The sequence below is a fragment of the Stenotrophomonas sp. YJH_SMC_32 genome (assembly GCF_059369975.1).
In genome coordinates this window covers 87,101-111,908 of sequence record NZ_JCAFTE010000008.1, presented here as the reverse complement: position 1 = coordinate 111,908, position 24,808 = coordinate 87,101, and the positions used below count along the sequence as shown (strand labels likewise).

Sequence of the window (24,808 nt, the reverse complement as noted above, 5' to 3'; positions counted from 1 at the left end):
ATGACTTTCCTCCCGCAACTCCGTATTCCCGCCACCTACATGCGCGGTGGCACCAGCAAGGGCGTGTTCTTCCGCCTGCAGGACCTGCCCGACGCCGCGCAGGTGCCGGGCGCCGCACGCGATGCGCTGCTGATGCGCGTGATCGGCTCGCCCGATCCGTATGGCAAGCAGACCGACGGCATGGGCGGCGCCACCTCCAGCACCAGTAAATGCGTGATCATTTCCACCGCGTCGGTGCCGGACCACGATGTGGACTACCTGTACGGCCAGGTCTCGATCGACACCGCCTTCGTCGACTGGAGCGGCAACTGCGGCAACCTCAGCACTGCGGTGGGTCCGTTCGCGATCGCCAACGGCCTGATCGATCCGTCCCGCGTGCCACGCGACGGCCTGTGCACCGTGCGCATCTGGCAGGCCAACATCGGCAAGACCATCATCGCCCACGTGCCGATGCGCGATGGCGAAGTGCAGGAGACCGGTGATTTCGAGCTGGATGGCGTGACCTTCCCGGCCGCCGAGATCCAGCTGGAGTTCATCGATCCGTCCGATGACGGCGATGCGGGCGCGATGTTCCCGACCGGCAACCTGGTCGACACCCTGGACGTGCCGGGCGTGGGCAGTTTCGAGGTGACCATGATCACCGCCGGCATTCCGACCATCTTCCTCAATGCGGCCGACCTGGGCTACACCGGCACCGAACTGCAGCCTGCGGTCAACGAGGACAAGGGGGCGCTGGAGCGCTTCGAGAAGATCCGCGCCTACGGCGCCTTGCGCATGGGGCTGATCAAGAACCTGGAAGATGCGGCGACCCGCCAGCACACGCCGAAGGTGGCCTTCGTGGCACCGGCGCAGGACTACGTGTCGTCCAGTGGCAAGGTCATTCCGGCCTCGGCGATCGACCTGCATGCGCGTGCGTTGTCGATGGGAAAGCTGCACCACGCGATGATGGGTACCGCTGCCGTGGCGATCGGCACCGCGGCAGCGATTCCGGGCACGCTGGTCAATCGCGCTGCTGGAGGCGGCGAACGCGAAGCGGTGACCTTCGGCCATCCCTCCGGCACGTTGCGCGTGGGTGCGCAGGCCGGTCTCGTTGACGGCCAATGGACGGTGACCAAGGCCATCATGAGCCGCAGCGCCCGCGTGCTGATGGAAGGCAAGGTGCGGGTACCGGTCGAGTGATGCGTTGGTGAACGCCAACCAAGGTTGGCGACTACCGGGCCGCAGAGACAGATTGCTTTGGTAGATGCCAACCTTGGTTGGCATGGTGCACGGGCGACCGTGCACCGCAACGAGGAGATCGATAATGTCCGACAGCCACACCCCATCCAACGAGCGTGCAGCGTGGGATGCGCTGCTGGTGGGCATCGTCGACTACGTGCGCGACGCGCGCATCGACTCACCCCTGGCGTTCCAGATCGCGCACCACTGCCTGCTCGACACGCTGGGCTGCGGCCTGGAAGCGCTGTCGTTCCCGGCCTGCAGCAAACTGCTTGGTCCACTGGTGCCGGGCATCAGCGTGGTCAACGGCGCGCGCGTTCCGGGTACGCATTACGTGCTGGACCCGGTGCAGGCCGCCTTCAACATCGGCGCGATGGTGCGCTGGCTGGATTTCAACGATACCTGGCTGGCGGCCGAATGGGGGCACCCTTCGGACAACCTGGGTGGCATCCTTGCCGTCTGCGATTGGCTGGGGCGCAACGCGGAGGCTCTGCGGCGCCCACCGCCGACCGTGCGCGACGTGCTGCTGGCAATGATCAAGGCGCACGAGATCCAGGGCGTGCTGGCGCTGGAGAATTCCTTCAACCGGGTCGGGCTGGACCACGTGGTGCTGGTCAAAGTGGCCACCACCGCTGTGGTTGCGCAGCTGCTCGGCCTGGATCGCGAGCGCATGCTCAATGCGTTGTCGCTGGCCTGGGTCGATGGTCAGTCCCTGCGCACCTACCGGCACGCACCCAACACCGGCTCGCGCAAGAGCTGGGCAGCTGGCGATGCGACCAGCCGTGGCGTGCGCCTGGCGCTGATGGCGGCCAGTGGCGAGATGGGCTACCCCAGCGTGCTCAGCGCGCCGACCTGGGGCTTTGAAGCGGTGTCGATGCATGGCAAGGCACTGACGCTGGGGCGACCGCTGGGCAGCTACGTGATGGAGAACGTGCTGTTCAAGATCAGCTACCCGGCCGAGTTCCATGGCCAGACCGCAGTGGAGGCGGCCATCATGCTGCACCAGCAGTTGCGTGCGATGGGGCGGCGGGTCGAGGACATCGCGCATATCGCGATCCGGACCCAGGAAGCCTGCATCCGCATCATTGACAAGCAGGGCCCGCTGCATAACCCGGCCGACCGCGACCATTGCGTGCAGTACATGGTCGCCATCGCGCTGCTGCACGGGCGGCTGGTGGCCGAGGATTACGAGGACGACGTTGCCGCTGATCCACGCATCGATGCCCTGCGGGCGAAGATGGCCTGCCATGAGGATCCGCAACTCAGCGCCGACTACCTGGACCCGGACAAGCGCAGCATCGCCAACGGCCTGGGCGTGCGCTTCAGCGACGGTACTGAGCTGCCCGAGGTACTGGTGGAATACCCGCTCGGCCATGCCCGACGCCGGGAGGAAGGCATTCCGCTGCTGATGGACAAGTTCCGCCGGCACCTGGCCCACCGCTTCCCGACAGTCCAGCAGCAGCGCATCCTGGCGGCATCACTGGATCCGGTGGCGCTGGCGGCAATGCCGGTGACCGACTATGTGGACCTGTACCTGCCGGGGTAGCAACGCTTTGGTGGATCTGACACCACGCCTGCTTGCCGGGCATGTGGCTCGACCCGCTTTGGTAGGTGCCAACCTCGGTTGGCACGGCCGACGCCAACCAAGGTTGGCATCTACCGGGATGCTTTGGTCCGCGCTGCAGTCCGCTGAGGTTCCGCAGAGATAGTGTAATCCCGCGATAGCGATAGGCTCAGCCGGATCAGATCACATATGTGGAAAGGCATCCGTAGTCGGTTCGCACCGAGATGGCATTGTCTCCTGTCCATGCAATATGCGCGGTACGCACCACATGATCGACGGGAAAGCGTCGAATTTCCCTCATGTCTGCAAAGTCATAAAGTGCAATATGACCGCGGTGCATGACGGCCAATCGCTTGCTATCGCAGTCCAGTGCAAAGTCAGTTCGTGTCATATCAGTGAACTCCGGCCACCCGGGGCGGGATTCGCCTGTTGCCGCGTCCAGGCACAGTAGGCGCCACCGTCCATACTGTTCCAAGGCCAACAACCAGCGTCCATCCGCGCTCCACTCCATCTTGACGATCATTTCAAAATCAGCCTGATGTCGGCGCACAGTCTTGGCCTGGGCGACATCGATGTACTCGATCTCCCCCGGATTGGCACAGCAGGCAAGCATCGTGGCATCCGCTGAGAGCGTGCTCATCATCTGCTCGGAATGCCCGCCAACCATCGCAGGGGAGCGCACCAGCTGCATGATGTGCCTTCCATCGTCGAGTCTCATTACCGTTAGCTGCTCACCGTCATACCATGCGGCATGCCCGTTGGACCTTGTCAGGAAGGGCGATGACAGTATGGATGCATCGCTGATCCGCTGGGGAGGACTGCCATCTGAAGTCCAAAGGTAAATTCCAGAGTCGAATCGAATCAGGAATCCTGTCCGGTCATCCGTAGGTAGTGCCGACCAGGCAAGGTCCGTCTTGCTTGATCGCCAACCATGGATGATCTCAGTGTCTTCACCAATGAGCAGCAACATGTCGGTTGCCGCACCATGCGTGTCTTCGTCCTGGTGCTGATTGGTCGCCAGCTTCCCATTGCAACCCGCAATCATCAGGGCTCCCGTGTAGCCCCCGCCAATGTAACGATGCATGCAGGGTTCGCCTGCGGCAGCAGCAGGGTTCACGAGTACGAAGCCCTTTTTCAGCCGCGACCACTCCTGTTTGATGGCCCATTTCAGTGCCTCGTCGGGACTCGGGAAGTCTTTCAACTGTGACTTCAGCTTCCCCGGGTTTCCGGAGGTGACTTCGACGGTACCTCGGTCACATCGCGTACCCCAGACCTTACCGGTCGCTGGATCCTGAATCATACGTACTCGTGTCATTGCAATGTTCACTGCTGTCCAGAAGGCCTGATGCCGATGCTACAGCGGCGACTGAAGGCCGATTGGGAAGTCGCTCAATCGAGGGTTGAACCCGTCACTTTGGGGCGGCTTAGCCTTCTCTCCGCCGGGACATTGCGCGCCACGATTGGGGGGCGCCTGATCCCAAGCCAGACAGGTTGCCGGCATCGGCCTGTGCCTGGCGCAGCGGGGGAGGGGCGCTTGGGTAGGTGCCAACCTTGGTTGCCACGGCTATCGCCAACCAAGGTTGGCGGCTACCGGTCCAGCCGGCCGGCGGCCGGCACTACCCGCGCCCGGGCAATTGCCGAATCCGCGCCAACGCCTTGACGCGGCCTGCCTATAATGGCCACCTCGATCAAGGAGTGACGACATGAGCGGTCCGGCACGGCGGAAGCGGTGGGGATGGGCGGCGGCGGTACTGGCAGGAGGCCTGTTGCTGGGCCTGGCCGGCTGCCGCAACGACAGCGGGCAGTTGCCCAAGGCCAGTGGCGAGGCGATCACCACCAAGGCCGAGCAGGTGAAGGAATTCACCCTGCTGCGGGCCTACCCGGACCAGAAGAATGACGGCCTGTCGCTGGCGCTGGAGTTCTCGCGCCCGCTGGTCGGCACCCAGGATTTCGACACGCTGGTGCGCTTCGAGGAGAAGGTCGGCACCGAAGACAGCAGCTGGACGCTGTCCGATGACGGCCTGACCCTGCGCTACCCGTTCGTCGAGGCCGGCAAGGAGTTCAGCCTGGTGGTCTCGCCGGACCTGCTGGCCGCTGATGGCAGCCGCCTGGGCAAGGAACTGAAGCAGAAGGTCTTCAGCGGCGAGCTGAAGCCGGTGGTCGGCTTCGCCTCGCAGGGCAGCGTGCTGCCGGCCAAGGACAGCCGTGGCCTGCCGGTGGTCTCGGTGAACGTTCCGGAAGTCGACGTCGAATTCCTGCGCGTGCGCGAGAAGGATCTTCCGACCTTCTTCAGCCAGTACCAGCGCGGCGGCCGCCGTGGCAGCTGGGAGCTGAGCAGCGACTACGAGCGCAGCCCGATCAACAAGCTGGCCGAGCCGGTCTACGTCAACCGCTTCATCCTTGGCGGCAAGCAGAACGAGCGGGTGCTGACCTACCTGCCCACCCAGGACATCAAGGAACTGCAGGAGCCGGGCCTGTACTTCGCCCTGCTCAAGCGTACCGGTGACTACGAAGGCGAGTTCGACACCGCGTTCTTCTCGGTCAGCGACATCGGCCTGCATACCCGCGCCTACAAGGACAAGCTGTTCGTGCACACCGCCGGCCTCAAGGACGGCGCGCCGCTGAAGGGCATCGACCTGCGCGTGCTCGACGCCAAGGGCGAGGTGGTGCTGAAGGGCAGCACCGACGGCAATGGTAATGCGCTGCTGAACTACACCCTGGATGCCACCCACGTGCTGGTCGCCAGCAGTGGCAAGGACACCAGCTTCCTGCCGTTCAACCAGCCGGCGCTGGACCTGAGCGAATTCGCCGTGGCTGGCCGTGACAACGCCTGGTTCGACGTCTATGCCTGGTCCGGGCGCGACCTGTACCGGCCGGGCGAGACCGTGCGCCTGTCCGCGCTGCTGCGTGACAACGACGGCAAACCGGTCAAGGCCCAGCCCGTGTTCCTGCGCCTGAAGCAGCCCGATGGCAAGACGTTCCGCGAGACCCGCCTGCAGCCAGGCGACCAGGGCTACATCAATTTCGAGCAGGTGATCCCCGCCGAGGCGCCGACCGGCCGCTGGCAGATCGAGTTCCGCACCGACCCGGCCAGCAAGGAAGCGATCCAGGGCATGACCCTGCGCATCGAGGAGTTCCTGCCCGAGCGCATGAAACTGGACCTGGACAGCGCGCAGAAGACGCTGAAGCCGGGTGAGGACCTGCGCCTGCAGGCCAATGGCGCCTACCTGTATGGCGCACCGGCCGATGGCAACCGCTTCACCGCACGCATGGCGGTGGCCGCCGAACAGAAGCCGGTGGAAGGCCTGCCGGGCTATTTCTTCGGTGACCCGACCCTGCAGCTGCCGCGCGAGGCCAAGGACGTGATCGATACCACGCTGCCGGGCAATGGCCAGCTGCGTGAGGATGTGGCGTTGCCGGAAGAGGCGGCCAAGGCCAAGGCGCCGATCGCCGTGGTGCTGTCCGGCAGCCTGTATGAAACCGGCGGCCGCACAGTCACCCGCACCCTGAAGCGGGTGATGTGGCCGGCCAATGCGCTGGTCGGCGTGCGACCGCTGTTCAACCCGGACGATGGCGCCGATTCCAACGGCAACGCGCGCTTCGAGCTGATGCGCGTGGATGCCGCTGGTACGCCGCAGCCGGCCAAGGGCCTGAAGATCACCCTGGTGCGCGAGCTGCGCGACTACCACTGGACCTTCAACGACAACCGCTGGGACTACGACTTCACCCGCCGTTTCGAGAACAAGGAAACCCGCACCGTCGATGCCGGCAACAGCGCGGTCGCCTTTGATTTCCCGGTGGAGTGGGGCGAGTACCGGGTGGACGTGTTCGATCCGTCCACCGGCCTGACCAGCCGCTATCCGTTCCGTGCCGGCTGGAGCTGGGGCGATGACAACCGTGGCCTGGATGCGCGCCCGGACAAGGTCAAGCTGGGCCTGGACAAGACCGGTTACAAGGCCGGTGACACCCTGGAGGTGACGGTGACCCCGCCGCACGCCGGCAAGGGCATCCTGATGGTCGAGACCGACCGCATGCTGTATGTGCAGGACATCGAGGCCAAGCCGGGTTCGACCTTCAAGATCCCGGTCACCGCCGACTGGGAGCGCCACGACGTCTACATCACCGCGCTGGTGTTCCGTGGCGGCAGTGCGCCGAGCAAGATCACCCCGGCCCGCGCGGTAGGCGTGGTGCATGTGCCGATGGACCGCAAGGGCCGCACGGTGGCCGTAGGCCTGGTCGCGCCCAAGCAGATGCGCCCGGAGCAGGACCTGCCGGTAACCGTCAGTGCGCCGCAGCTGGCCGGCAAGACCGCGCACGTCACCGTTTCGGCGGTGGACGTGGGCATCCTCAACATCACCCGCTTCCCGGTGCCCGATGCCGGTGCACACTTCTTTGCCCAGCGTCGCCTCGGTATCGATGCCTACGACATCTACAGCCGGGTGATCGAGAGCTTCGATGGTGGCAGCGGCAAGCTGAAGTTCGGCGGCGACATGGCGCTGCAGGCATTGCCGCAGGCCAAGCGCCCGACCGCGCGCGTGCAGACCGTGGACCTGTTCTCCGGCCCGGTACAGCTCGATGCCAAGGGCAATGCCCGCATCCGGCTGAAAGTGCCGGACTTCAACGGCACCCTGCGCGTGTCGGCGCTGGTCTACAGCGATGACCAGTACGGCAAGCGTGACGTGGAAACCATTGTGCGCGCCCCGATCCTGGCCGAAGCCAGCATGCCGCGCGTGCTGGCCCCGGGCGACCGCAGCACCGTGACCCTGGACGTGCAGAACTTCACCGGCAAGCCGGGGCAGTTCAACGTGAAGGTGGAGAGCGAAGGCCCGTTGAACCTGGGCGAGGGCAGCCGCAGCGTGCAGTTGAATGCCGACGCCAAGACCACGCTGAGCTTCCCATTGTCGGCTCGCGAGGGCCACAGCGTGGCCAAGGTGCGGGTGCGGGTGGACGGCAACGGCTTCAAGGCTGATCGCCGCTACGACCTGCCGGTGCGTGCGGCGTGGCCGCAGGTGCTGCGTTCGCAGGTGCGCACGCTCGATCCGCTGGCCGCGGTCAGCCTCGACAACAGCCTGACCGAGGGCCTGATGTCCGAGTCGGTGAATGCCCGCCTGCTGGTCAGCCCGCTGCCGCCGATCCCGTTCGCCAGTGCACTGCAGGGCGCGCTGAACTATCCATATGGCTGCGCCGAGCAGACCACCAGCAAGGGTTACGCCGCGCTGATCCTGGACCAGGCCACCTCGTCGATGCTCGGCGCCGATGGCCTGGATGCCAAGACCCGTAGAGAGCGCATGGAAGGTGCGTTCGGACGCCTGGCGTCGATGCAGGTGGCCAACGGCAACTTCTCGATGTGGGGTGACGACGGCTACGTGAACCCGTGGCTGACGCCGTACATCACCGAGTTCCTGCTCGACGCCAAGGACGCCGGTTTTGCGGTGCCCGACAACGTGCTGCAGAAGGCGCTCAACCGGCTCAGCGAGGATCTGCTGTCCGGCGGCAATCAGTTCTATGGCCAGGAGGATCGCGAGAAGCTGAAGTTCGCCAACCAGGCGTATTCGGGCTACGTGCTGGCCCGGGTCAATCGTGCACCGCTGGGTACCCTGCGCACGCTGTACGACAACGAACGCAGCAAGGCGGTCGGTGGCCTGTCGCTGGTCCACCTGGGCGTGGCGCTGTCGCTGCAGGGTGATGCCAAGCGTGGCCAGGCCGCGCTGGCGGCGGCCTTCGCCAAGTCCAGCAGCGAACGTCCGTCGTACTTCGGCGACTACGGCAGTGCGATCCGCGATGATGCACTGATGATCGCGCTGACCCACGAGAACAAGCTGGCCAAGCCCGCCTGGGATGCGCGTGCGGTGGATCTTGGCCGTGGCCTGGATGCGCGCCGCAATGCCGGCTGGATGTGGCTGAGCACGCAGGAACAGGTGGCGATTGCCCGCCTCGGCAAGGCCCTGGCCGCCAACCAGAAGGCGCTGGTGGCCGGTGAGCTGGTGATCGGTGGCAGCACCGAAGCCATCGGCGAGCGCAAGCTGTTCGGCCGCAACTTCAGCGCCAGCGAGCTGGCCAGCGGCGTGCGCTTCACCCCGCAGGGGCAGCCGCCGATGTTCGCCAGCATTGATGTGGCCGGCATCCCGCGCAGTGCGCACGCACCGGACAACAGCGTAGTGGGTATTGAACGTAGCTACTTTGGTACCGATGGCAAGCCGTGGTCGCCGCGCCCGCTGAAGGAAGGCGAAGCGCTGATCGTGCGCGTCACCGTCACCGCCGACACCACGATGCCCGATGCACTGCTGACCGACCTGCTGCCGGCGGGCCTGGAGATCGAGAACTTCAACCTGGGCGATGCCAAGCAGTGGGCCGACGTGGTGGTCGATGGCATCACCATCAGCGACCGTGGTGAGGCCGCCGATACCAAGCACGAGGAGTTCCGCGACGACCGCTACGTGGCCGCGCTGAAGCTCTCGCGTGGCAGCAAGGCCAACGTGTTCTACCTGGTCCGCGCGGTGACGCCGGGAACCTACTCGGTGCCGCCGCCGCTGGTGGAGGACATGTACCGGCCGCAGCTGCGCGGCGTCGGCCGCAGCAACCCGACCACGATCACGGTGGTACAGCCGTGACCGCGCGGACGGGCCGCGACGGCGCGGCCCGTCCTGCTGGCAACCCGCAATGAAGAACACGATGACGAACCGGCTGGCAGCCCTGCGCCGCCGGCTGCGGCCACTGTGGCCGTGGCTGCGCTGGGGCACGGCCGCCACGCTGGCGCTGCTGCTGGTGCTGGATTTCGCCTTCCCGCCGCCGCTGCCGAAGCAGCGTGATACCAGCACCCTGGTGGTGGCTGCCGACGGCACGCCATTGCGCGCGTTTGCCGATGCCGAGGGCGTGTGGCGCTATCCGGCCTCGATCGACAGCGTCTCACCGCTGTACCTGCAGGCGTTGCTGACCTATGAAGACCGCTGGTTCTGGCGCCATCCGGGCATCAACCCGCTGGCGATCCTGCGGGCCAGCGGCCAGCTGCTGCGCGGCGGCCGCATCGTGTCCGGCGGTTCGACCCTGACCATGCAGGTCGCGCGCATTCTCGATCCGCACTCACGCACCCCGTGGGGCAAGCTGAAGCAGATGCTGCGTGCGGTGCAGCTTGAGGTGCACCTGAGCAAGCAGCAGATCCTGGCCCTGTACCTGGAGCGTGCACCCTACGGCGGCACCATCGAAGGCGTGGAAGCGGCCAGCTGGGCCTATCTGGGCAAGCCGGCGGCGCAGCTGTCGCATGCCGAGGCTGCGCTGCTGGCGGTGCTGCCACAGGCGCCCAGCCGGCTGCGCCCGGACCGCCATCCGGAAGCTGCGCAGAAGGCGCGCGACAAGGTGCTGTCACGCATGGCCGAGCTGGGCGCGTGGACACCGGAAGAAGTGGAGGATGCGCGCGTCGAGAACGTGGTGGCGCGTTCGCTGCGCCCTCCCTTGCACGCCGCGCTGCTGGCGCAGCGCCTGCACTCGGCGCATCCGGGCCAGGCACGCATCCAGAGCAGCATCGACATCGGCCTGCAGCGCACGCTGGAAGAGCGCGTGGCCAGCTATTTCTCGACGCTGCCCGAGCGTACCTCGGCGGCCCTGCTGGTGGTCGACAACCGGACCCTGCAGGCACGCGCCTATGTCGGTACATTGTCCTTCGGTGACCGCCAGCGGCTGGGTCACGTGGACATGGTGCAGGCCTGGCGTTCGCCAGGCTCCACGCTCAAGCCGTTCCTGTACGCGATGGCGCTGGACGATGGCCTGATCCATTCGGAAAGCCTGCTGGTCGATGCACCGCAGAGTTTCGGCAGCTACCGCCCCGGCAACTTCGACATGGCCTTCAATGGGCCCATCGGTGCCTCCAGCGCATTGCGGCTGTCGCTCAACGTGCCGTCGGTGGATCTGCTGCAGCGGGTCGGCGCGGCGCGCTTCGCTGCCCGCCTGTCGCACGCCGGGATCCAGCTGCGCTTCCCGCCGGGCAGTTCGCCCAACCTGTCGCTGATCCTGGGCGGCACCGGCGCGCGTCTGGAAGACCTGGTCGGCGCGTTCGCCGCCTTCAACCGGAGCGGTATCGCCGGCCGCGTGCGTTACACCGACGACGAGCCGATGATCGAGCGGCGCCTGGCCTCGCCGGGCGCCAGCTGGATCGTGCGCGAGATGCTCGAATCAAACCCGCGCCCGGGATACAGCGCCGGGACGTTCGATGTCGGTGGCCGCCCGCGCGTGGCGTGGAAGACCGGCACCAGTTACGGGTACCGCGATGCATGGGCGATCGGCAGTACCCGCCACTACACGGTGGGCGTGTGGGTGGGCCGGCCGGACGGTACTCCGTTGCCGGGCCAGTACGGCGCGGTCACCGCGCTGCCGCTGATGTTCGAAGTGGTGGACAGCCTGCCGCGCCAGCGTGGTGATTCGGCGGCCGCGCCGATGCCGGCCAGTGTCAGCCAGGAAGACATCTGCTGGCCCACTGGCGAACGTGCCGAGGGACTGCCGGCCGCACTGTGCCAGCGGCGGATGCCAGCCTACCTGCTCGATGGCGCCGCACCGCCGACCTTCCCCGAACGCGAGGCGCGGCGCTGGCAGCCGGGCCGGCAGCGTTACCTGGCCGATGCCCGCAGCGGACTGCGCGTGTCTGCCGATTGCCGCTTGCCGCACGAAGAAGTCGCCCGCGAGATCGCGCGCTGGCCGGCGTTGCTGTCACCGTGGCTGCCCAAGGCCACGCGCGAGGCTTCGCAGTTGCCGGGACTGTCGCCAGACTGCCGCGACGACGGGCGCGAGGCCAGCGTCGCGCTGCATGTGGACGGGCTCAATGACGGCGCCACGCTGGCGCGCGCGCCTAATTCGGAACACGGCGTGCGCCTGCAGCTGCGCGCGCTGGGCAGCGAGCAGGCGGTGGACTGGTTGCTGGACGGCCGCTGGATCGCGCAGACCCACGGCGCGCAGTTGATGCAGCGCGAGTTCGCCGATCCCGGTGCGCATACCCTGACCGCCTTGGCCGCAGACGGCGCGTGGACGCATGTACGGTTCACTGTCCTCCGGTAGGCGCCGGGCCATGCGCGGCGCGCGGTCCAGCGCCAACGACACCGCCGTGCTCTGGTAGGTGCCAACCTTGGTTGGCACGCGGCAAAGGCGCCCACCAGGGTGGGCATCTACCGGATCACTCCCCGATCCACCCATCCAGCAGATCGGCGAACTCGTCGGCGTGTTCCTCTTCCTGTGCCAGGATCTCTTCGAGGATGCGCTTGGTGGTGGTATCGCGGTCGCCGATGAAGTTGATCATCTCGCGGTAGCTGTCGATGGCGATGCGTTCGGCCACCAGGTTCTCGCGGACCATGTCGCGCAGGTCGCTGCCTTCCTTGTATTCGGCATGCGAGCGCGCGGTCAGCGTATCCGGGTTGAAGTCGGGCTCGCCGCCGAGCTGCACGATGCGCTCGGCCAGCTTGCCGGCATGCGCCTGTTCCTGCTGTGCATGTTCAAGGAATTCAGCTTTCACCGCGTCGGCCAGCATGCCCTTGGCCATGAAGTAGTGCCGGTAGTAGCGCAGCACGCACACGTACTCGGTGGCCAGTGCGTCGTTGAGCAGCTTGATCACCACCTTGCGGTCGGCGCTGTAGCTGTCGGTGATCGCACCGTCCTCGATGTTGCGCCGGGCACGCTCGCGCAGGGCCGTGCGCTCGCTGATGCCGGGAATCTGCGCAGTGGGCTTGGGGGCTTTGGCTGGCTTGCTGGACATGGCTGGCCGTTTCCTCTTGCGGTGGGAGATCAGGTGGGCAGGTGCTCCAGCACGTAGTCGGCCGAAGACACTTCGAATTGACCGGGCTGTTCAACCCAGGCGGCGCGGACCACGCCGTCGACCACGAACAGGGCGAAACGGCGCGAGCGGATGCCCATGCCCGAGGCACTGGCGTCGAGCTCCAGGCCGAGCGCACGGGTCAGTTCGGCATTGCCGTCGGACAGCATCAGCAGGCCGTCGGGCACGTGCTGATCGGCGGCCCAGGCCTTCATCACGAACGGGTCGTTGACGGCCATGCAGTAGACATCGATGCCGCGCTGGCGGAAGGCCTCGAATTTCTCGACGTAGCCGGGCAGGTGGCGGGCCGAGCACGTCGGCGTGAACGCGCCGGGCACAGCGAACAGCACCACCTTGCGCGCGTCGAACAGCGAATGCGTATCGAGCGTTTCAATGCCCTCGCGGATGCGCTTGAGGGTGACTTCCGGAATGCGGTCGCCGACATGGATGGTCATGGGGAACTCCTTGCTGGGGCAGCGTAGTGGGCCGGATGGGACAGGGACGTCAAGACATTGGAAAACCGGCGTGCAGGGCCCATCTTCAGGCTTTGCGGAGCGGGCTTCCAGCCATAGCCTGGGGCAGGGCGATGGCAACCGCATTGCGCAGGATCAGTCGGCCTCACCGGGGCCGCACGAGCGACGGCGTAGCATCGCCGGCGCGTAGAATGAACCCGGGGCGGCGCCACCGGCGCGGCCGAAGCAGATCGAGGTAGCTGGATGGAATTCAAGGATTACTACGCCACCCTGGGGGTGGAACCGAGCGCGGGCGAGGCGGAGATCAAGACCGCCTACCGCCGGCTGGCACGCAAGTACCACCCGGACGTCAGCAAGGAGGCCGGGGCCGAAGACAAGTTCAAGGCGGTCAACGAGGCCTATGAGGCGCTGCGCGACCCGGAAAAGCGTGCAGCCTACGACCAGCTGCGCGCGCAGGGCTATCGCCCGGGCGAGGAGTTCAACGTGCCGCCGAACTACGGCGGCGCCGGTGGTTTCAACTTCGAGGAAGTGTTCGGGGGTGGTGGCGCCAACGGCGGCTTCAGCGACTTCTTCGAAAGCCTGTTCGCGCGCCAGCGCGGCGGTGCCGGCCCTGGCCCGGGATTCAGCAGCCAGGGCCATGCGCCCAACCGCGACACCCGCGCCAAGCTGTCGGTACCGCTGGAAGCGGCCTACAGCGGCGACAGCCTGCGCATCACCGTCAACGGCAAGCAGCTGGACGTGCGCGTGCCCAAGGGCATCCGTCCGGGCCAGGTGATCCGCCTGGCGGGGCAGGGCAACCATGGCGGCAACCTGCTGCTGGAAGTGGAGTACGCCGCACACCCGCAGTTCGAGGTCGATGGCCGCAACATCCTCTACACCCTGCCGGTCACGCCGTGGCAGGCCGCGCTGGGCACCAGCATCAGCGTGCCGACCCTGGGCGGCGCGGTGGAACTGAAGATTCCGGCCGACTCCGATGCCGGGCGCAAGCTGCGCCTGCGCGGGCGTGGCCTGCCGGGCAATCCGGATGGCGACCAGATCGTCGAGATCGAGATCGTGGCCCCGGCCGCGACCGACGAGGCGCAGAAGAAGGCCTACCGGAACCTGGCCAAGGCGTTTGGCGAGACGATCTGAGCACGCCTTCCGGTAGTGCCGGCCGCTGGCCGGCAATCACACATCATTGCCGGCCAGCGGCCGGCACTACCGCGCGCGTCTCAGCCCTGCCCGGCGAACACGCGCTCCAGCACTTCGGACAGCTCATCTTCCGAGAACGGCTTGGTGATGTAGGCCTTGGCGCCTTGGCGCATGCCCCACATGCGGTCGGTATCCTGGTCCTTGGTGGTCACCAGGATCACTGGAATATGCCGGGTTGCCTCGTCGCGGGCGAGGGTGCGGGTGGCCTGGAAGCCGTTGAGATTGGGCATCACCACGTCCATCAGGACCAGGTCGGGCAGCTCGGCCTTGGCGGTTTCGACCCCGGCGGCGCCATCGGTGGCGGTCAGGATCTGGTGCCCGAGCTTCTCGACGATGCGCTGTATCCCCAACAGCTGCGACGGTGAGTCGTCGACGATCAGAATGCGTGCCATGTTGTTCCCCATGTAATGCCCGCAGTGTAGTGCGGGCTCATTACCGGCGGGAGGGGCGCATCTGCCGTCCGTCGCCTGCCTGCTACGTTCAGTCGATCCGCACCACGGTGCGGCCCAGCGAGCCGCCCGCCAGCATCCGCTCGAACACGGCCGGCAGGCCATCAAGGCCAACCTCGGCGGTACAGATGCGGTCCAGGTGCTGCGGTTTCCATTCGTTGCCCAGCCGCGCCCAGACATCCTCGCGCAGCCCGCGTGGCGCATTGGCCGAGGACACGCCCAGCAGCGACACGCCACGCAGGATGAACGGCATCACGGTCATGTCCAGCGCCGGGCTGGCCGCCAGGCCGGCACTGACCACGCTGCCGTAGGGCGCGGTCTGCGCCAGCAGGCTGGCGAGCATGGCGCCGCCGGCATTGTCCAGGCCCCCACCGAAACGCGCCGATTGCAGTGGGCCGGTGTCGGCCAGGGCCTCACGCGGCAGCACCTCGGTGGCGCCGATGGCGTGCAGGAAACCGGTCTGGTCGGGTTTGCCGCTGATCGCATGCACCGTGTAGCCGGCGCGGCTGAAGATCGACAGTGCCAGCGCGCCGACGCCGCCACTGGCGCCGGTGACCGCCAGCGGTCCAAGTTCCGGGCTCTGCCGGTTGTCCTGCATGCGCAGCAGCGCCAACGCCGCGGTGAAGCCGGCGGTGCCCAGCACCATCGCCTCGCGTGGGCTCAGCCCGGCCGGCTGGGCGATCACCGCACGCGATTCCAGCCGCACATACTGGCTGTAGCCGCCGTCGCGGGTCTCGCTGAGGCCGCAGCCGGTGGCCAGCACCGCGTCGCCTTCACGCCATTCCGGATCGGTGCTGGCGACCACGGTGCCGGCTACGTCGATGCCCCCCACCAGCGGGAAGCGGCGCAGGATCTTTCCCTTGCCGGTGCCGGCCAGGGCGTCCTTGTAGTTGACCGAGGACCAGTTGGCGCGGATCAGAACCTGGCCGGGGCTGAGGTCTTCGACCTTGAGCTGGGCCAGGCCGCTGCGGTAACCGGCGTCGTCGTTTTCGATGCGGAAGGCGGTGAACGGGGTGGTGGGGGCCATCGGCATTGCCTGACTTCGAGGAAAACGCCACCTTACCCCGTTGCCCCCCTTTCGATCCTGCCGATCCGCCCCATCTTGTATGATCGGTAATGGTTTCACGGCTGGCGCCGCGGGAAGGGCCCGCGCCGCAGCCCACATCTTGATGGAGCGTGCATGGCCTGGAATACACCCGGCGGCAACAAGGGCGGACAAGGCCCCGAGGACAATCGACGCGGGCCGTTCGGGTCACGCGGCGGTGGCAATGGTGGTGGCTGGGGCGGTTTGCCCGGGCCGCTGAAGGACCTGTTCGACGGCGGCATCGTGCGTTGGGTGGTGGCGGCCGTGGTGCTGCTGGTGCTGTTCTCCAGCTTCCAGTTGATCGGCGAACAGCAGCGTGGCGTGGTCCTGCGCTTCGGCCAGTTCTCGCGCATCCTGCAGCCCGGTCCGAACTTCAAGCTGCCGTGGCCGATCGAATCGGTCACCAAGGTCAACGCCACCGAGATCAAGACGTTCTCGATCCAGGTACCGGTGCTGACCCGCGACGAGAACATCGTCAACGTCTCGCTGAACGTCCAGTACCGCATCGACGACCCGCAGCAGTACCTGTTCGGCACCGTCGATGCCAACCAGGTGCTGGAGCAGTCGGCGCAGAGCGCGGTGCGCGAGGAAGTCGGCCGTGCCGACCTCAACGCCGTGCTGAACAACCGTGGCCCGCTGGCCGTGGCCGCCGAGGAGCGCCTGCAGGCGCTGCTGAAGGCGTTCAAGACCGGCCTGACCGTGACCGGCCTGACCCTGCAGGACGCCCGTCCGCCGGAAGAAGTGAAGCCGGCCTTTGACGAGGTCAACGGTGCCCAGCAGGTCAAGGAACGCCTGATCAACGAGGCCCAGGCCTACGCTGCCAAGGTCGTGCCGGAAGCCCGGGGCCAGGCCTCGCGCGCCCGTACCACCGCCGAAGGCTACAAGCAGGCCGTGGTGTCCAAGGCCGAGGGTGACGCGCAGCGCTTCAGCCTGTTGCAGGCCCAGTACAAGGACGCCCCGGAAGTGACCCGCAAGCGCCTGTGGCTGGAGACCGTGCAGCAGGTGCTGAGCGAGAACCGCAAGGTGATCGGCGGCGATGGCCGCCAGCTGATCTACGTGCCGATGACTGGCGATACCCGTCCCACCACCTCGGCCCCGGCCGCAGTGGCGAACCCGGACGTGGTGATGCCGTCGCTGCCGGGTGCAGCGGTGGAAGCTTCCCGTGATCCGGGCCGGCCGGTGGGCCGCCCGACCGGGCGACCGAGCGGCCGTGAGGAGGGCAGCCGATGAAGAGTCCTATCTGGATCGCCGTGATCGTGGCGGTGGTGCTGGGCCTGCTCGGCTCGGTGTACGTGGTCCGTGAGGACCAGACCGCCATGGTGCTGAACCTGGGCAAGGTGGTGCGTTCGGACATCAAGCCGGGCCTGCATTTCAAGGTGCCGGTGGTGGAAACGGTGAAGGTCTTCGACCGCCGCTTCCAGGTGCTCGACACCGCGCCGGCGCGCTACTTCACCGCCGAGCAGAAGGACGTCAGCGTCGACTTCTTCGCCATCGGCTACATCTCCAACGTAGGTGACTACTTCCGTGCCACCGGCGGCGATCCGCGCATCGCCAATGCCCGCCTGGCACCGATCATCACCGACTCGCTGCGCAACCAGATCAACTCGCGCACCCTGCAGCAGCTGGTGTCCGGCGACCGCAGCGAGCTGATCGCCGAGCAGCTGAAGGGGATCAACGAGGCGGTGGCCGGCCTCGGCATGCAGATGATCGACCTGCGCATCAAGCAGGTGGACCTGCCGACTGACAGCCAGGTGATCAACGACGTGTACGAGCGCATGCGCGCCCAGCGCAAGCAGGAAGCGGCCAAGCTGCGTGCGGAGGGCGAGGAGCAGTCGCTGACCATCCGTGCCCAGGCCGACCGCGACAGCACCGTGCTGATCGCCGAGGCCGAGCGTGATGCACAGCGCCTGCGCGGTGAAGGCGATGCCGAGGCGGCCCGCATCTACGGCAAGGCTGGCTCGGCTGATCCGTCGTTCTATGCGTTCTACCGCAGCCTGGAGGCCTACCGTGGCTCCATGACCGACGGCAATGGCGTGATCGTGCTCGACAAGAACGACCCGTTCCTGCAGTACCTGAAGAACGACCGCTGAGGTCGCAGGGCACTACCCCACGGGGCCCGGCCAGACGCCGGGCCCCGTGCTTTTTCCGGAGTCCCCCATGAAAGATCTGTTCGCCGCCGTCTGCCTGGTCGCGGTGCTGGAAGGCCTGTTCCTGTTCGTGGCGCCGTTCGCCTGGAAGCGCATGGCCGAGCGCCTGCTGGACCTGCCCAGCCCGGCCCTGCGCAGCTTCGGCGGGCTGGTGCTGCTGGCCGGCCTGGGCCTGCTGTGGTGGGTGAGGCATTAGCAGGGGTCAGATCCCTTTCCGCAGGAAAGGGATCTGACCCCATTTCGGTCCCCTGACCGGCCGGTGAAGCCGTCCGTCGGAAAGGTGGCAGCGGACCCCGGAAACCCGGATAATGCACAAAAGCCGGACGGGCCTCCCCGTTCGGCTTTTTCCGTGTCTGGGCCTTCCATCGCCGGCCGCTCCCCGTCTGGAGCCGCCCTCCAGGTGCTGGCCAGCCCCGCCACGGTTTACCCGTCCGCGGCCCCGATGGCCGCAACAAATCGAGGAGCCCGTCATGGGTCAGTCTGTCGTAGTGTTGGGTGCCCAGTGGGGCGATGAAGGCAAGGGCAAGATCGTCGATCTGCTCACTGAGGAAATCGGCGCCGTCGTGCGCTTCCAGGGTGGCCACAATGCCGGCCACACCCTGGTCATCAACGGCAAGAAGACCGTCCTGCACCTGATCCCGTCGGGCATCCTGCGTGACGACGCGCTGTGCCTGATCGGCAACGGCGTGGTGATCTCGCCGGCCGCGCTGCAGAAGGAAATCGCCGAGCTGGAAGCCTCCGGCGTGGAAGTACGTTCGCGCCTGAAGATCTCCCCGGCCGCGCCGCTGATCATGCCGTACCACATCGCCCTGGACCAGGCGCGCGAACGCGCTGCCGGTGGCAAGGCGATCGGCACCACTGGCCGTGGCATCGGCCCGGCCTACGAAGACAAGGTGGCGCGTCGCGGCATCCGCATCGCCGACCTGCATTACCCGAAGCAGCTGGAAGAACTGCTGCGCACCGCGCTGGATTACCACAACTTCGTGCTGACCAAGTATCTGAACACCGATGCGGTCGACTTCCAGAAGACCTTCGACGAGGCGCTGGCCTTCGGCGAATACGTGCAGCCGATGAAGTCCGACGTGGCCGGCATCCTGCACGACCTGCGCAAGCAGGGTAAGCGCGTGCTGTTCGAAGGCGCGCAGGGCGCGCTGCTGGACATCGACCACGGCACCTACCCGTACGTCACCAGCTCCAACACCACCGTCGGTGGCGCGCTGGCCGGTTCCGGCGTTGGCGCCGATTCGATCGACTACGTGCTGGGCATCGCCAAGGCCTACGCCACCCGCGTCGGCGGTGGCCCGTTCCCGACCGAACTGGACGACGAAGTCGGCCAGGGCATCCGTGACCGCGGCGCCGAATACGGCGCATCGACCGGCCGCCCGCGTCGTTGCGGCTGGATGGACATCGTCGCACTGAAGCGCGCCGTGGCCATCAACGGCATCAGCGGCCTGTGCATCACCAAGCTGGACGTGCTCGATGGCATGGAAAAGCTGAAGGTCTGCATCGCCTACGAATACAACGGCAAGCGCACCGAATATGCTCCGCTGGATGCGCAGGGCTGGGAAGAGTGCACCCCGGTGTACCTGGAGTTCCCGGGCTGGAGCGAGAACACCCACGGCATCACCCAGTGGGACGAGCTGCCGCCGGCGGCACGCGCTTACCTGCGTTCGCTGGAAGAACTGGCCGGCTGCCCGATCAGCATCGTTTCGACCGGCCCGGACCGCGACCACACCATGGTCCTGCAGGATCCGTTTGCCTGAGTGAGAGACCGGTAGCGCTGGGCCCTGCCTGGTGTTGCTGAAGGAAAAGCCCCGCGCAAGCGGGGCTTTTTCGTTTTCGGTACTGTGGCGGCACAGCCGGCAGGGCAGCGCAGCGATGACGGAGACTTCGGTATGAAGGGCGAGACGGTCGCACGGGTGACTCTGTGGCTGCTGTGGAGCCTGTGGACGCTGGCCTGCATCGTGCTGGTGCTGGGCGCGCTCGCCAATTACCTGGCTTCGCGCACGCAGACCCTGCCGCTGGTGCTGCAGCCGGGCGCGACCGCCGAGATCACGGTGTACCGCTTCATCGACGACCCGCTGCGACTGCGTCTGCGTTATGCGGATGACGGCGCCGATCCGGCGGTCGATCCCGAGCTGCGCCTGCGCGCGGAAACCCCAACCGATCGCACCGAGTTCCGCGCGGAGAGCCGCTCGGCGGTGACCGATCCGGAGATCCATCGCGCACTGGAATCGGTCGAGCGAGACCGGTTCGCCGCCTCGTACTTCGGCTACGGCCGCAGTGACGCACTGCCGCGAGGCCGTTCCTCGCTGCGGCTGACCGTGCTGGAGGTCGATCCGGCGTTGGCCGGCCGTGCGGCCTCGGTGGACCTGCTGCCGCCGATGGACGTGCTGAAGCTGACCGACCTCGACTACCTCTGGCTGTGGCCGTTCTTCTTCTGGAAGATGGCGGCGCTGTTGCTGATGATTCCAGGAGCTGCGTTGGCCGTCTTTACTGTGGCATTGCGACGCTGGCAGCGCCGGGCATCATCGCTGCCGACTTCAGCAGCGGATAGGGATTGATCGACTCCCCCTTCCACCACTGCCTCTCCGGCCCCAGCACGTGTACCTCAAAATGCAGATGCGGCGCGTCGGCACTGGCGTTGCCGGTGCTGCCTACATAACCGATCACCTCGCCGCGCTTGATCACCTGCTTCTCGGCCAGGCCATCGGCGTAGCGCTGCAGGTGCGCGTAGTAGTAGCACCAATGCCCGCTGGGCTCGAACTGGTAGATCGTCAGTCCACCGCGCTCGCTGTCGAACAGTTTTTCCACCGTGCCATCGGCCACCGCCAGTACCGGCGTACCTGCATCGGCCATGATGTCGATGGCATCGTGTACGCGGCCCTCGCTGCGTGCATCGGTGAAGGTATCGCGCAGCTGCGAGGGCAGGATGCCCTGCACGGGCAGCAGCAGGCCGGACGGTGCACCGGCAGCCTGCGCGGCCGGCGGCGCGGTGGAGGCGGGTGGGGCTGTTGCGCCTGGCGCTAACGGTTCCGTCACCGGCGCGGCGGCCACCGTCGATGGCGCTTCCGGCAGCGCGTCGGTCACCGGCTCATCCATTTCGCGGTGCAGCCACCAACCTGCACCCAATCCCAGCAGAACACCCAGCACGATCAGTTGCGAAAGACGCATCGACTCACTCCTGCATCACGACAGGCACCGAGGTGTCCACTGCGTCGGCCACGCGCAGTGCATCCCAGTTGGTCATGCGTACGCAGCCATGCGACTCGGTCTTGCCCACGTGGCCGGGTTCAGGCGTGCCATGCAAGCCGTAATGCGGCTTGGACAGATCGATCCAGACCCGGCCGACCGGATTGTTCGGGCCGGGCGGCAGCGTGGCTTTCTTTTCCCCCTTGCGGGCATCCCAGAACAGCTTGGGGTTGTAGTGGAACGGCGGGTCGCGGTAAACGCCCAGGATCTTCCATTCGCCGATCGGCAGCGGGTCGTGCTGGCTGCCGGATGACACCGGCACCTGCGCGATCAGCTTGCCCTGCGCGTCCAGTAGCTGCAGCGTGGAGTCGGATTTGTCGACCACGATCCTGGCGGCCTTCGGCAATGCGGCCGGGGCGATGTTGGGGACCTGGATGCGGCTGCCAGCCCTGGTCAGATCCACGCCGGGATTGAGCATCTTCATCAGCTCTGGGGACGCGTGGAAGCGCTCGCCCAGGGCTTCTTCCACATTGCTGTAGCCCAGCGATTTCAGCTTGGCCTGGGCGGCGGGTCCTTTCGGTATCGGCTGGAACGGGCCGGCGACATCCTCAGCAGTCAGCGTGTAGCTGGCCAGCGGCGTGATCGTATCGGCCTGCAGAGCCTTCCAGGTGGCGTCGTCCAGCTCACCCGTTACGGTCAGGCCGTGTGCCGTCTGGAAGCCTGACACCGCCCGCCGCTGGTTGCTGCCTACCTCACCATCAATCTGGCCCGGAGAGAAGTTCGCACGATCCAGCAGCACCTGGGCATGCAGTGCGGAGCGCACTGCGGTGTCCGGGCCAGCCTTCTCGGCAATGGGGGCGGGCAGGTTGGGCGGCGGCGCCTGCGCGAAGGCCGGCGACGCCAGCAGCGAGATTGCGAGCAGGGTGGATCGAGACACAGATGAGCGCATTGGGATCTCCAGCAGGTACGCCGCCACCTTGCCCGCAGGCGGCGCCGAGCCGCCGTGAAAGGGATCTGATGCCCGCATGAGCAGGCATGTCATTGCGGCCGGTTGCCAGCGGCAGGTGTCGCTGGGACGGGGGCTCACCAAGGTGAACGGTGGCCGACGCCGTCGATGGGCGGCGATCAAGATTGCCTGCCGTGCCGCCGATAAGGCCACATCCCCCCGTTTTGGATACCCCCATGAACTACTTGAGGAACGTCAGGGTTGCCTGGCGTCTTGGGCTGGGCTTTGGCCTGTTGCTGCTGCTGGTTGCCGCCGTAGTGGCCACCGGCGCCACCGCCAGCGTCGTGCAGAAGCGCGCGATGCAGCAGGTGGTCGACGTCAGCGTGGCCAAGGTGCGCCTGTTGTCGCAGATGCTCGACGCCAACAACCAGATGATGGTGGTGCGGCGCGAGATGCTGATCCGCCAGGGCGAAGACCGCGGCAGCGATGAGAAGCGCATTGCCGATCTGGTCAAGCGCTATGAGGCCAGCTGGACCGCCTACCAGGCACTGCCAGGCGATGCGGAGGGCAAGGCCATCGCGGAAACCATCGCGGCCAAGCGTGCCATCGCGCGCCCGCTCAACAAGCAGACCAGCGAACTGATGGAGCAGGGCGACTACCCGGGCGCCGTGGCGCTGACCCTGGGTCCGGTGCAGGAAGCCGCCAACGGCTGGAACAAGGCGCTGTCCGATGGCGTGGACTTCGAGGAGAAGGAAAGCCGTGAGGCTGCCGCCGAGGCGATCCGCCTGGGCGAGCGCAGCCTGCTGCAGCTGCTGGTGCTGGGCGGCGTCGCGCTGCTGGTGGGCATCGGTGCCTCGGTGATGATCGGCCGCAGCCTGACCGGTCCGCTGGCGCGCGCGGTGAACCTGGCCGAGCGCCTGTCCAAGGGACAGCTGGACCAGGAGTTCCGCCTCGGTGGCCGCGACGAGCTGACCCAGCTGGGCGAGGCGATGGCCAGCGTGCGCCAGAGTGTGCAGGCGGCGATCGGCGCGCAGTTGCAGATGGCCGAGCAGCACGAGGCCGGTGCAATCCGCTATCGCATGGACGCCAGTGCGTTCCCCGGTGATTTCGGCCGCATGGTGCAGGCCACCAACAGCCTGGTCGAATCGCACGTGCAGGTGGAACTGCTGATGGCCGAGGTGATGCAGCGTTACGCCATGGGTGACCTCAGCCGCGACCTGCCGGACTACCCGGGTGAGAAGGGCACGCTGACCCGCACCCTGGCGGCGGTGAAGCAGAGCCTGATGGCGATCAACGCGCAGATCGATGAACTGGCCCGTGCCGCACGCGCCGGCGATTTCAGCATGCGTGGCGATGCCGCTGCGTTCCAGTACCAGTTCAAGACGATGGTCGAGCACCTCAACGGCATGATGGCCAGTTCGCAGGCCAGCATCGCCGATGTTTCCGACGTGCTGCGCGCGATCTCGCATGGCGACCTGACCGCACGCATGGAGGGCGAGTACGACGGCGTGTTTGCGCGCATGCGCGACGATGCCAACACCACCACCGCGCAGCTGACCGGCATTGTCCGCGGCATCCAGGTGGCTGCCGACAGCATCAACAACGCGGCCCAGGAACTGGCCGCCGGCAACAACGACCTGTCGCGCCGCACCGAGCAGCAGGCCGCGAATCTGGAAGAAGCGGCCGCGTCGATGGAGGAGCTGACCTCCACCGTACGCCAGAACGCCGAACTGGCGCGTCAGGCCGACAGCGAAGCGCATGCCGCCGGTGCCGCCGTGCGCGAGACCGAGCAGGCGATGGCACAGATGGCATCGGTGATGGGCGAAATCGATCAATCCTCGGCGCGCATCTCGGAAATCTCCACGGTGATCGACGGCATCGCGTTCCAGACCAACATCCTGGCGCTGAATGCCGCAGTGGAAGCTGCGCGTGCAGGCGAGCAGGGCCGTGGCTTTGCCGTGGTCGCCAGCGAAGTGCGCACGCTCGCACAGCGTGCCGGTGTCGCCGCCAAGGAGATCAAGGAACTGATCGAGGACGCCGCTTCCAAGGTGAAGAGTGGCCTGGCGGTGACCGTTGAATCGGAAGCCGCGATCGCACGCGTGGCGCAGGCCAGTTCGCGCACCACCCAGCTGATGAGCGACATCGCAGCGGCCAGCAAGGAGCAGGCCGCCGGCATCGAGCAGGTCAACCAGGTGGTGGTGCAGATGGACCAGGTGACCCAGCAGAACGCCGCGCTTGTGGAAGAAGCCACTGCCGCGAGCCGCGCGCTGGAAGAACAGGCGCATGCACTGACCACGTCAGTGGCGGTATTCCAGCTGGAGCAGGGGCCGCGCATGCCGGTCATGCCGGCGCGGGCGGCGTAAGCGACCTGTAACTGGATACTGGATGGCGCCCTGCCTGCGATGTCCCGCATGCAGGGCGTCGATGCGCCCACCGGAACGATGCCGCGGGCTAGCGCCCGCGGGCTGAGCGTTCGATCAGCCAGCCGGCTGCGTACAGCAACAGCAGTGTTGGCGGAACCAGCACTGCATATGCGGTCGACCAGGGCTTGCCACGCAGCAGGCCGCCTGCGCCGATGGCATCGAGTGCGGCAGACTGCAGGGTGATGGGGAGCGCCATCAGGATATAGGTACCCTTCGGGTCCCCCTCCGACTGCGCGCCGTGAACCAGCCATGCGGTCAACAGCAGGTAGACCACGCAAAGCGCTAGACCGGTCCAGCTCAGGAGTCGCCGCATCTTCATCCGCATGCCCCG

General features: G+C 66.8%; 19 protein-coding genes. 11 read left to right on the top strand and 8 right to left on the bottom strand.

Going from position 1 to position 24,808, the window contains the following annotated elements:
- Together prpF and AC5P7S_RS12175 are read left to right on the top strand one after the other, a co-directional pair.
- Positions 1-1,179 carry a 2-methylaconitate cis-trans isomerase PrpF gene (gene prpF / locus AC5P7S_RS12180; RefSeq protein WP_095378351.1) on the top strand — a complete coding sequence of 393 codons (1,179 nt, stop codon included), beginning with the start codon at positions 1-3 and terminating at the stop codon, positions 1,177-1,179.
- A 124-nt stretch (positions 1,180-1,303) separates the two neighbouring features.
- Positions 1,304-2,764, top strand: a complete 1,461-nt coding sequence (locus tag AC5P7S_RS12175) for a bifunctional 2-methylcitrate dehydratase/aconitate hydratase (protein ID WP_095378352.1) — start codon at positions 1,304-1,306, stop codon at positions 2,762-2,764.
- A 196-nt stretch (positions 2,765-2,960) separates the two neighbouring features.
- On the opposite strand, the gene AC5P7S_RS12170 is transcribed toward AC5P7S_RS12175, so the two are convergent.
- A complete protein-coding gene (locus tag AC5P7S_RS12170) occupies positions 2,961-3,983 on the bottom strand; it encodes a WD40 repeat domain-containing protein (RefSeq protein WP_141239381.1) in 1,023 nt (340 codons plus the stop codon).
- A 502-nt stretch (positions 3,984-4,485) separates the two neighbouring features.
- Between AC5P7S_RS12170 and AC5P7S_RS12165 the strand changes: the two genes are divergently transcribed.
- On the top strand, positions 4,486-9,393 hold the full coding sequence (locus AC5P7S_RS12165; RefSeq protein WP_095378354.1) for an alpha-2-macroglobulin family protein: 4,908 nt from the start codon (positions 4,486-4,488) through the stop codon (positions 9,391-9,393).
- A gap of 49 nt (positions 9,394-9,442) precedes the next feature.
- Complete coding sequence (pbpC, locus tag AC5P7S_RS12160) at positions 9,443-11,824, top strand: penicillin-binding protein 1C (protein ID WP_095378355.1); 2,382 nt, start codon at positions 9,443-9,445, stop codon at positions 11,822-11,824.
- Positions 11,825-11,939: 115 nt separating this feature from the next.
- Here the strand turns inward: pbpC and AC5P7S_RS12155 are convergent, their stop codons facing one another.
- Positions 11,940-12,515: a ferritin-like domain-containing protein gene (locus AC5P7S_RS12155; protein WP_005418343.1), complete on the bottom strand. Its 576-nt coding sequence runs from the start codon at positions 12,513-12,515 to the stop codon at positions 11,940-11,942.
- Between the two features lie 29 nt (positions 12,516-12,544).
- On the bottom strand, positions 12,545-13,027 hold the full coding sequence (locus tag AC5P7S_RS12150; protein WP_005418341.1) for a peroxiredoxin: 483 nt from the start codon (positions 13,025-13,027) through the stop codon (positions 12,545-12,547).
- Positions 13,028-13,288: 261 nt separating this feature from the next.
- On the opposite strand from AC5P7S_RS12150, the gene AC5P7S_RS12145 reads away from it, so the two are divergent.
- Positions 13,289-14,176 carry a DnaJ C-terminal domain-containing protein gene (locus AC5P7S_RS12145; RefSeq protein ID WP_005418339.1) on the top strand — a complete coding sequence of 296 codons (888 nt, stop codon included), beginning with the start codon at positions 13,289-13,291 and terminating at the stop codon, positions 14,174-14,176.
- An 80-nt stretch (positions 14,177-14,256) separates the two neighbouring features.
- Here AC5P7S_RS12145 and pilH read toward each other — a convergent pair whose 3' ends face one another.
- Together pilH and AC5P7S_RS12135 are read right to left on the bottom strand one after the other, a co-directional pair.
- Positions 14,257-14,628 carry a twitching motility response regulator PilH gene (pilH, locus tag AC5P7S_RS12140; protein WP_005410644.1) on the bottom strand — a complete coding sequence of 124 codons (372 nt, stop codon included), beginning with the start codon at positions 14,626-14,628 and terminating at the stop codon, positions 14,257-14,259.
- Between the two features lie 88 nt (positions 14,629-14,716).
- On the bottom strand, positions 14,717-15,712 hold the full coding sequence (locus AC5P7S_RS12135; RefSeq protein ID WP_053498913.1) for a YhdH/YhfP family quinone oxidoreductase: 996 nt from the start codon (positions 15,710-15,712) through the stop codon (positions 14,717-14,719).
- 153 nt (positions 15,713-15,865) lie between these two features.
- Between AC5P7S_RS12135 and hflK the strand changes: the two genes are divergently transcribed.
- The 5 genes from hflK (at position 15,866) to AC5P7S_RS12110 (ending at position 20,480) form a co-directional block, all read left to right on the top strand.
- On the top strand, positions 15,866-16,999 hold the full coding sequence (hflK, locus tag AC5P7S_RS12130) for an FtsH protease activity modulator HflK (RefSeq protein ID WP_005418335.1): 1,134 nt from the start codon (positions 15,866-15,868) through the stop codon (positions 16,997-16,999).
- Positions 16,996-17,859, top strand: coding sequence for a protease modulator HflC (gene hflC / locus AC5P7S_RS12125; RefSeq protein ID WP_005414169.1), 864 nt, complete (start codon positions 16,996-16,998; stop codon positions 17,857-17,859). Before hflK ends, hflC begins: the two co-directional genes overlap by 4 nt.
- A 67-nt stretch (positions 17,860-17,926) precedes the next feature.
- The gene (locus AC5P7S_RS12120) at positions 17,927-18,112 is read left to right on the top strand and encodes a DUF2065 domain-containing protein (RefSeq protein ID WP_005418333.1); all 186 of its coding nucleotides are present in this window, start codon (positions 17,927-17,929) and stop codon (positions 18,110-18,112) included.
- 274 nt (positions 18,113-18,386) lie between these two features.
- Positions 18,387-19,679, top strand: coding sequence for an adenylosuccinate synthase (locus tag AC5P7S_RS12115; RefSeq protein WP_005418326.1), 1,293 nt, complete (start codon positions 18,387-18,389; stop codon positions 19,677-19,679).
- A 132-nt stretch (positions 19,680-19,811) separates the two neighbouring features.
- A complete protein-coding gene (locus AC5P7S_RS12110) occupies positions 19,812-20,480 on the top strand; it encodes a hypothetical protein (protein WP_095378356.1) in 669 nt (222 codons plus the stop codon).
- On the opposite strand, the gene AC5P7S_RS12105 is transcribed toward AC5P7S_RS12110, so the two are convergent.
- Together AC5P7S_RS12105 and AC5P7S_RS12100 are read right to left on the bottom strand one after the other, a co-directional pair.
- Complete coding sequence (locus AC5P7S_RS12105; protein WP_095378357.1) at positions 20,410-21,090, bottom strand: M23 family metallopeptidase; 681 nt, start codon at positions 21,088-21,090, stop codon at positions 20,410-20,412. The two genes, AC5P7S_RS12110 and AC5P7S_RS12105, sit on opposite strands and share 71 nt — an antisense overlap.
- Before the next feature lie 4 nt (positions 21,091-21,094).
- Positions 21,095-22,057 (bottom strand): L,D-transpeptidase family protein, encoded by a 963-nt coding sequence (locus tag AC5P7S_RS12100; RefSeq protein ID WP_005418319.1) that lies wholly within the window; start codon positions 22,055-22,057, stop codon positions 21,095-21,097.
- Between the two features lie 233 nt (positions 22,058-22,290).
- On the opposite strand from AC5P7S_RS12100, the gene AC5P7S_RS12095 reads away from it, so the two are divergent.
- Positions 22,291-24,417: a methyl-accepting chemotaxis protein gene (locus AC5P7S_RS12095; protein ID WP_095378358.1), complete on the top strand. Its 2,127-nt coding sequence runs from the start codon at positions 22,291-22,293 to the stop codon at positions 24,415-24,417.
- An 88-nt stretch (positions 24,418-24,505) separates the two neighbouring features.
- Here the strand turns inward: AC5P7S_RS12095 and AC5P7S_RS12090 are convergent, their stop codons facing one another.
- The gene (locus tag AC5P7S_RS12090) at positions 24,506-24,796 is read right to left on the bottom strand and encodes a hypothetical protein (RefSeq protein ID WP_032954416.1); all 291 of its coding nucleotides are present in this window, start codon (positions 24,794-24,796) and stop codon (positions 24,506-24,508) included.
- Between the last annotated feature and the right edge of the window lie 12 nt (positions 24,797-24,808).

What these genes read in the sequence shown, in the direction of transcription:
- prpF (WP_095378351.1), top strand. Translation starts at nt 1, where the DNA reads ATGACTTTCCTCCCGCAACTCCGTATTCCCGCCACCTACATGCGCGGT.
- AC5P7S_RS12175 (WP_095378352.1), top strand. Translation starts at nt 1,304, where the DNA reads ATGTCCGACAGCCACACCCCATCCAACGAGCGTGCAGCGTGGGATGCG.
- AC5P7S_RS12165 (WP_095378354.1), top strand. Translation starts at nt 4,486, where the DNA reads ATGAGCGGTCCGGCACGGCGGAAGCGGTGGGGATGGGCGGCGGCGGTA.
- pbpC (WP_095378355.1), top strand. Translation starts at nt 9,443, where the DNA reads ATGAAGAACACGATGACGAACCGGCTGGCAGCCCTGCGCCGCCGGCTG.
- AC5P7S_RS12155 (WP_005418343.1), bottom strand. Translation starts at nt 12,515, where the DNA reads ATGTCCAGCAAGCCAGCCAAAGCCCCCAAGCCCACTGCGCAGATTCCC.
- AC5P7S_RS12150 (WP_005418341.1), bottom strand. Translation starts at nt 13,027, where the DNA reads ATGACCATCCATGTCGGCGACCGCATTCCGGAAGTCACCCTCAAGCGC.
- AC5P7S_RS12145 (WP_005418339.1), top strand. Translation starts at nt 13,289, where the DNA reads ATGGAATTCAAGGATTACTACGCCACCCTGGGGGTGGAACCGAGCGCG.
- pilH (WP_005410644.1), bottom strand. Translation starts at nt 14,628, where the DNA reads ATGGCACGCATTCTGATCGTCGACGACTCACCGTCGCAGCTGTTGGGG.
- AC5P7S_RS12135 (WP_053498913.1), bottom strand. Translation starts at nt 15,712, where the DNA reads ATGGCCCCCACCACCCCGTTCACCGCCTTCCGCATCGAAAACGACGAC.
- hflK (WP_005418335.1), top strand. Translation starts at nt 15,866, where the DNA reads ATGGCCTGGAATACACCCGGCGGCAACAAGGGCGGACAAGGCCCCGAG.
- hflC (WP_005414169.1), top strand. Translation starts at nt 16,996, where the DNA reads ATGAAGAGTCCTATCTGGATCGCCGTGATCGTGGCGGTGGTGCTGGGC.
- AC5P7S_RS12120 (WP_005418333.1), top strand. Translation starts at nt 17,927, where the DNA reads ATGAAAGATCTGTTCGCCGCCGTCTGCCTGGTCGCGGTGCTGGAAGGC.
- AC5P7S_RS12115 (WP_005418326.1), top strand. Translation starts at nt 18,387, where the DNA reads ATGGGTCAGTCTGTCGTAGTGTTGGGTGCCCAGTGGGGCGATGAAGGC.
- AC5P7S_RS12110 (WP_095378356.1), top strand. Translation starts at nt 19,812, where the DNA reads ATGAAGGGCGAGACGGTCGCACGGGTGACTCTGTGGCTGCTGTGGAGC.
- AC5P7S_RS12105 (WP_095378357.1), bottom strand. Translation starts at nt 21,090, where the DNA reads ATGCGTCTTTCGCAACTGATCGTGCTGGGTGTTCTGCTGGGATTGGGT.
- AC5P7S_RS12100 (WP_005418319.1), bottom strand. Translation starts at nt 22,057, where the DNA reads ATGCGCTCATCTGTGTCTCGATCCACCCTGCTCGCAATCTCGCTGCTG.
- AC5P7S_RS12095 (WP_095378358.1), top strand. Translation starts at nt 22,291, where the DNA reads ATGAACTACTTGAGGAACGTCAGGGTTGCCTGGCGTCTTGGGCTGGGC.
- AC5P7S_RS12090 (WP_032954416.1), bottom strand. Translation starts at nt 24,796, where the DNA reads ATGAAGATGCGGCGACTCCTGAGCTGGACCGGTCTAGCGCTTTGCGTG.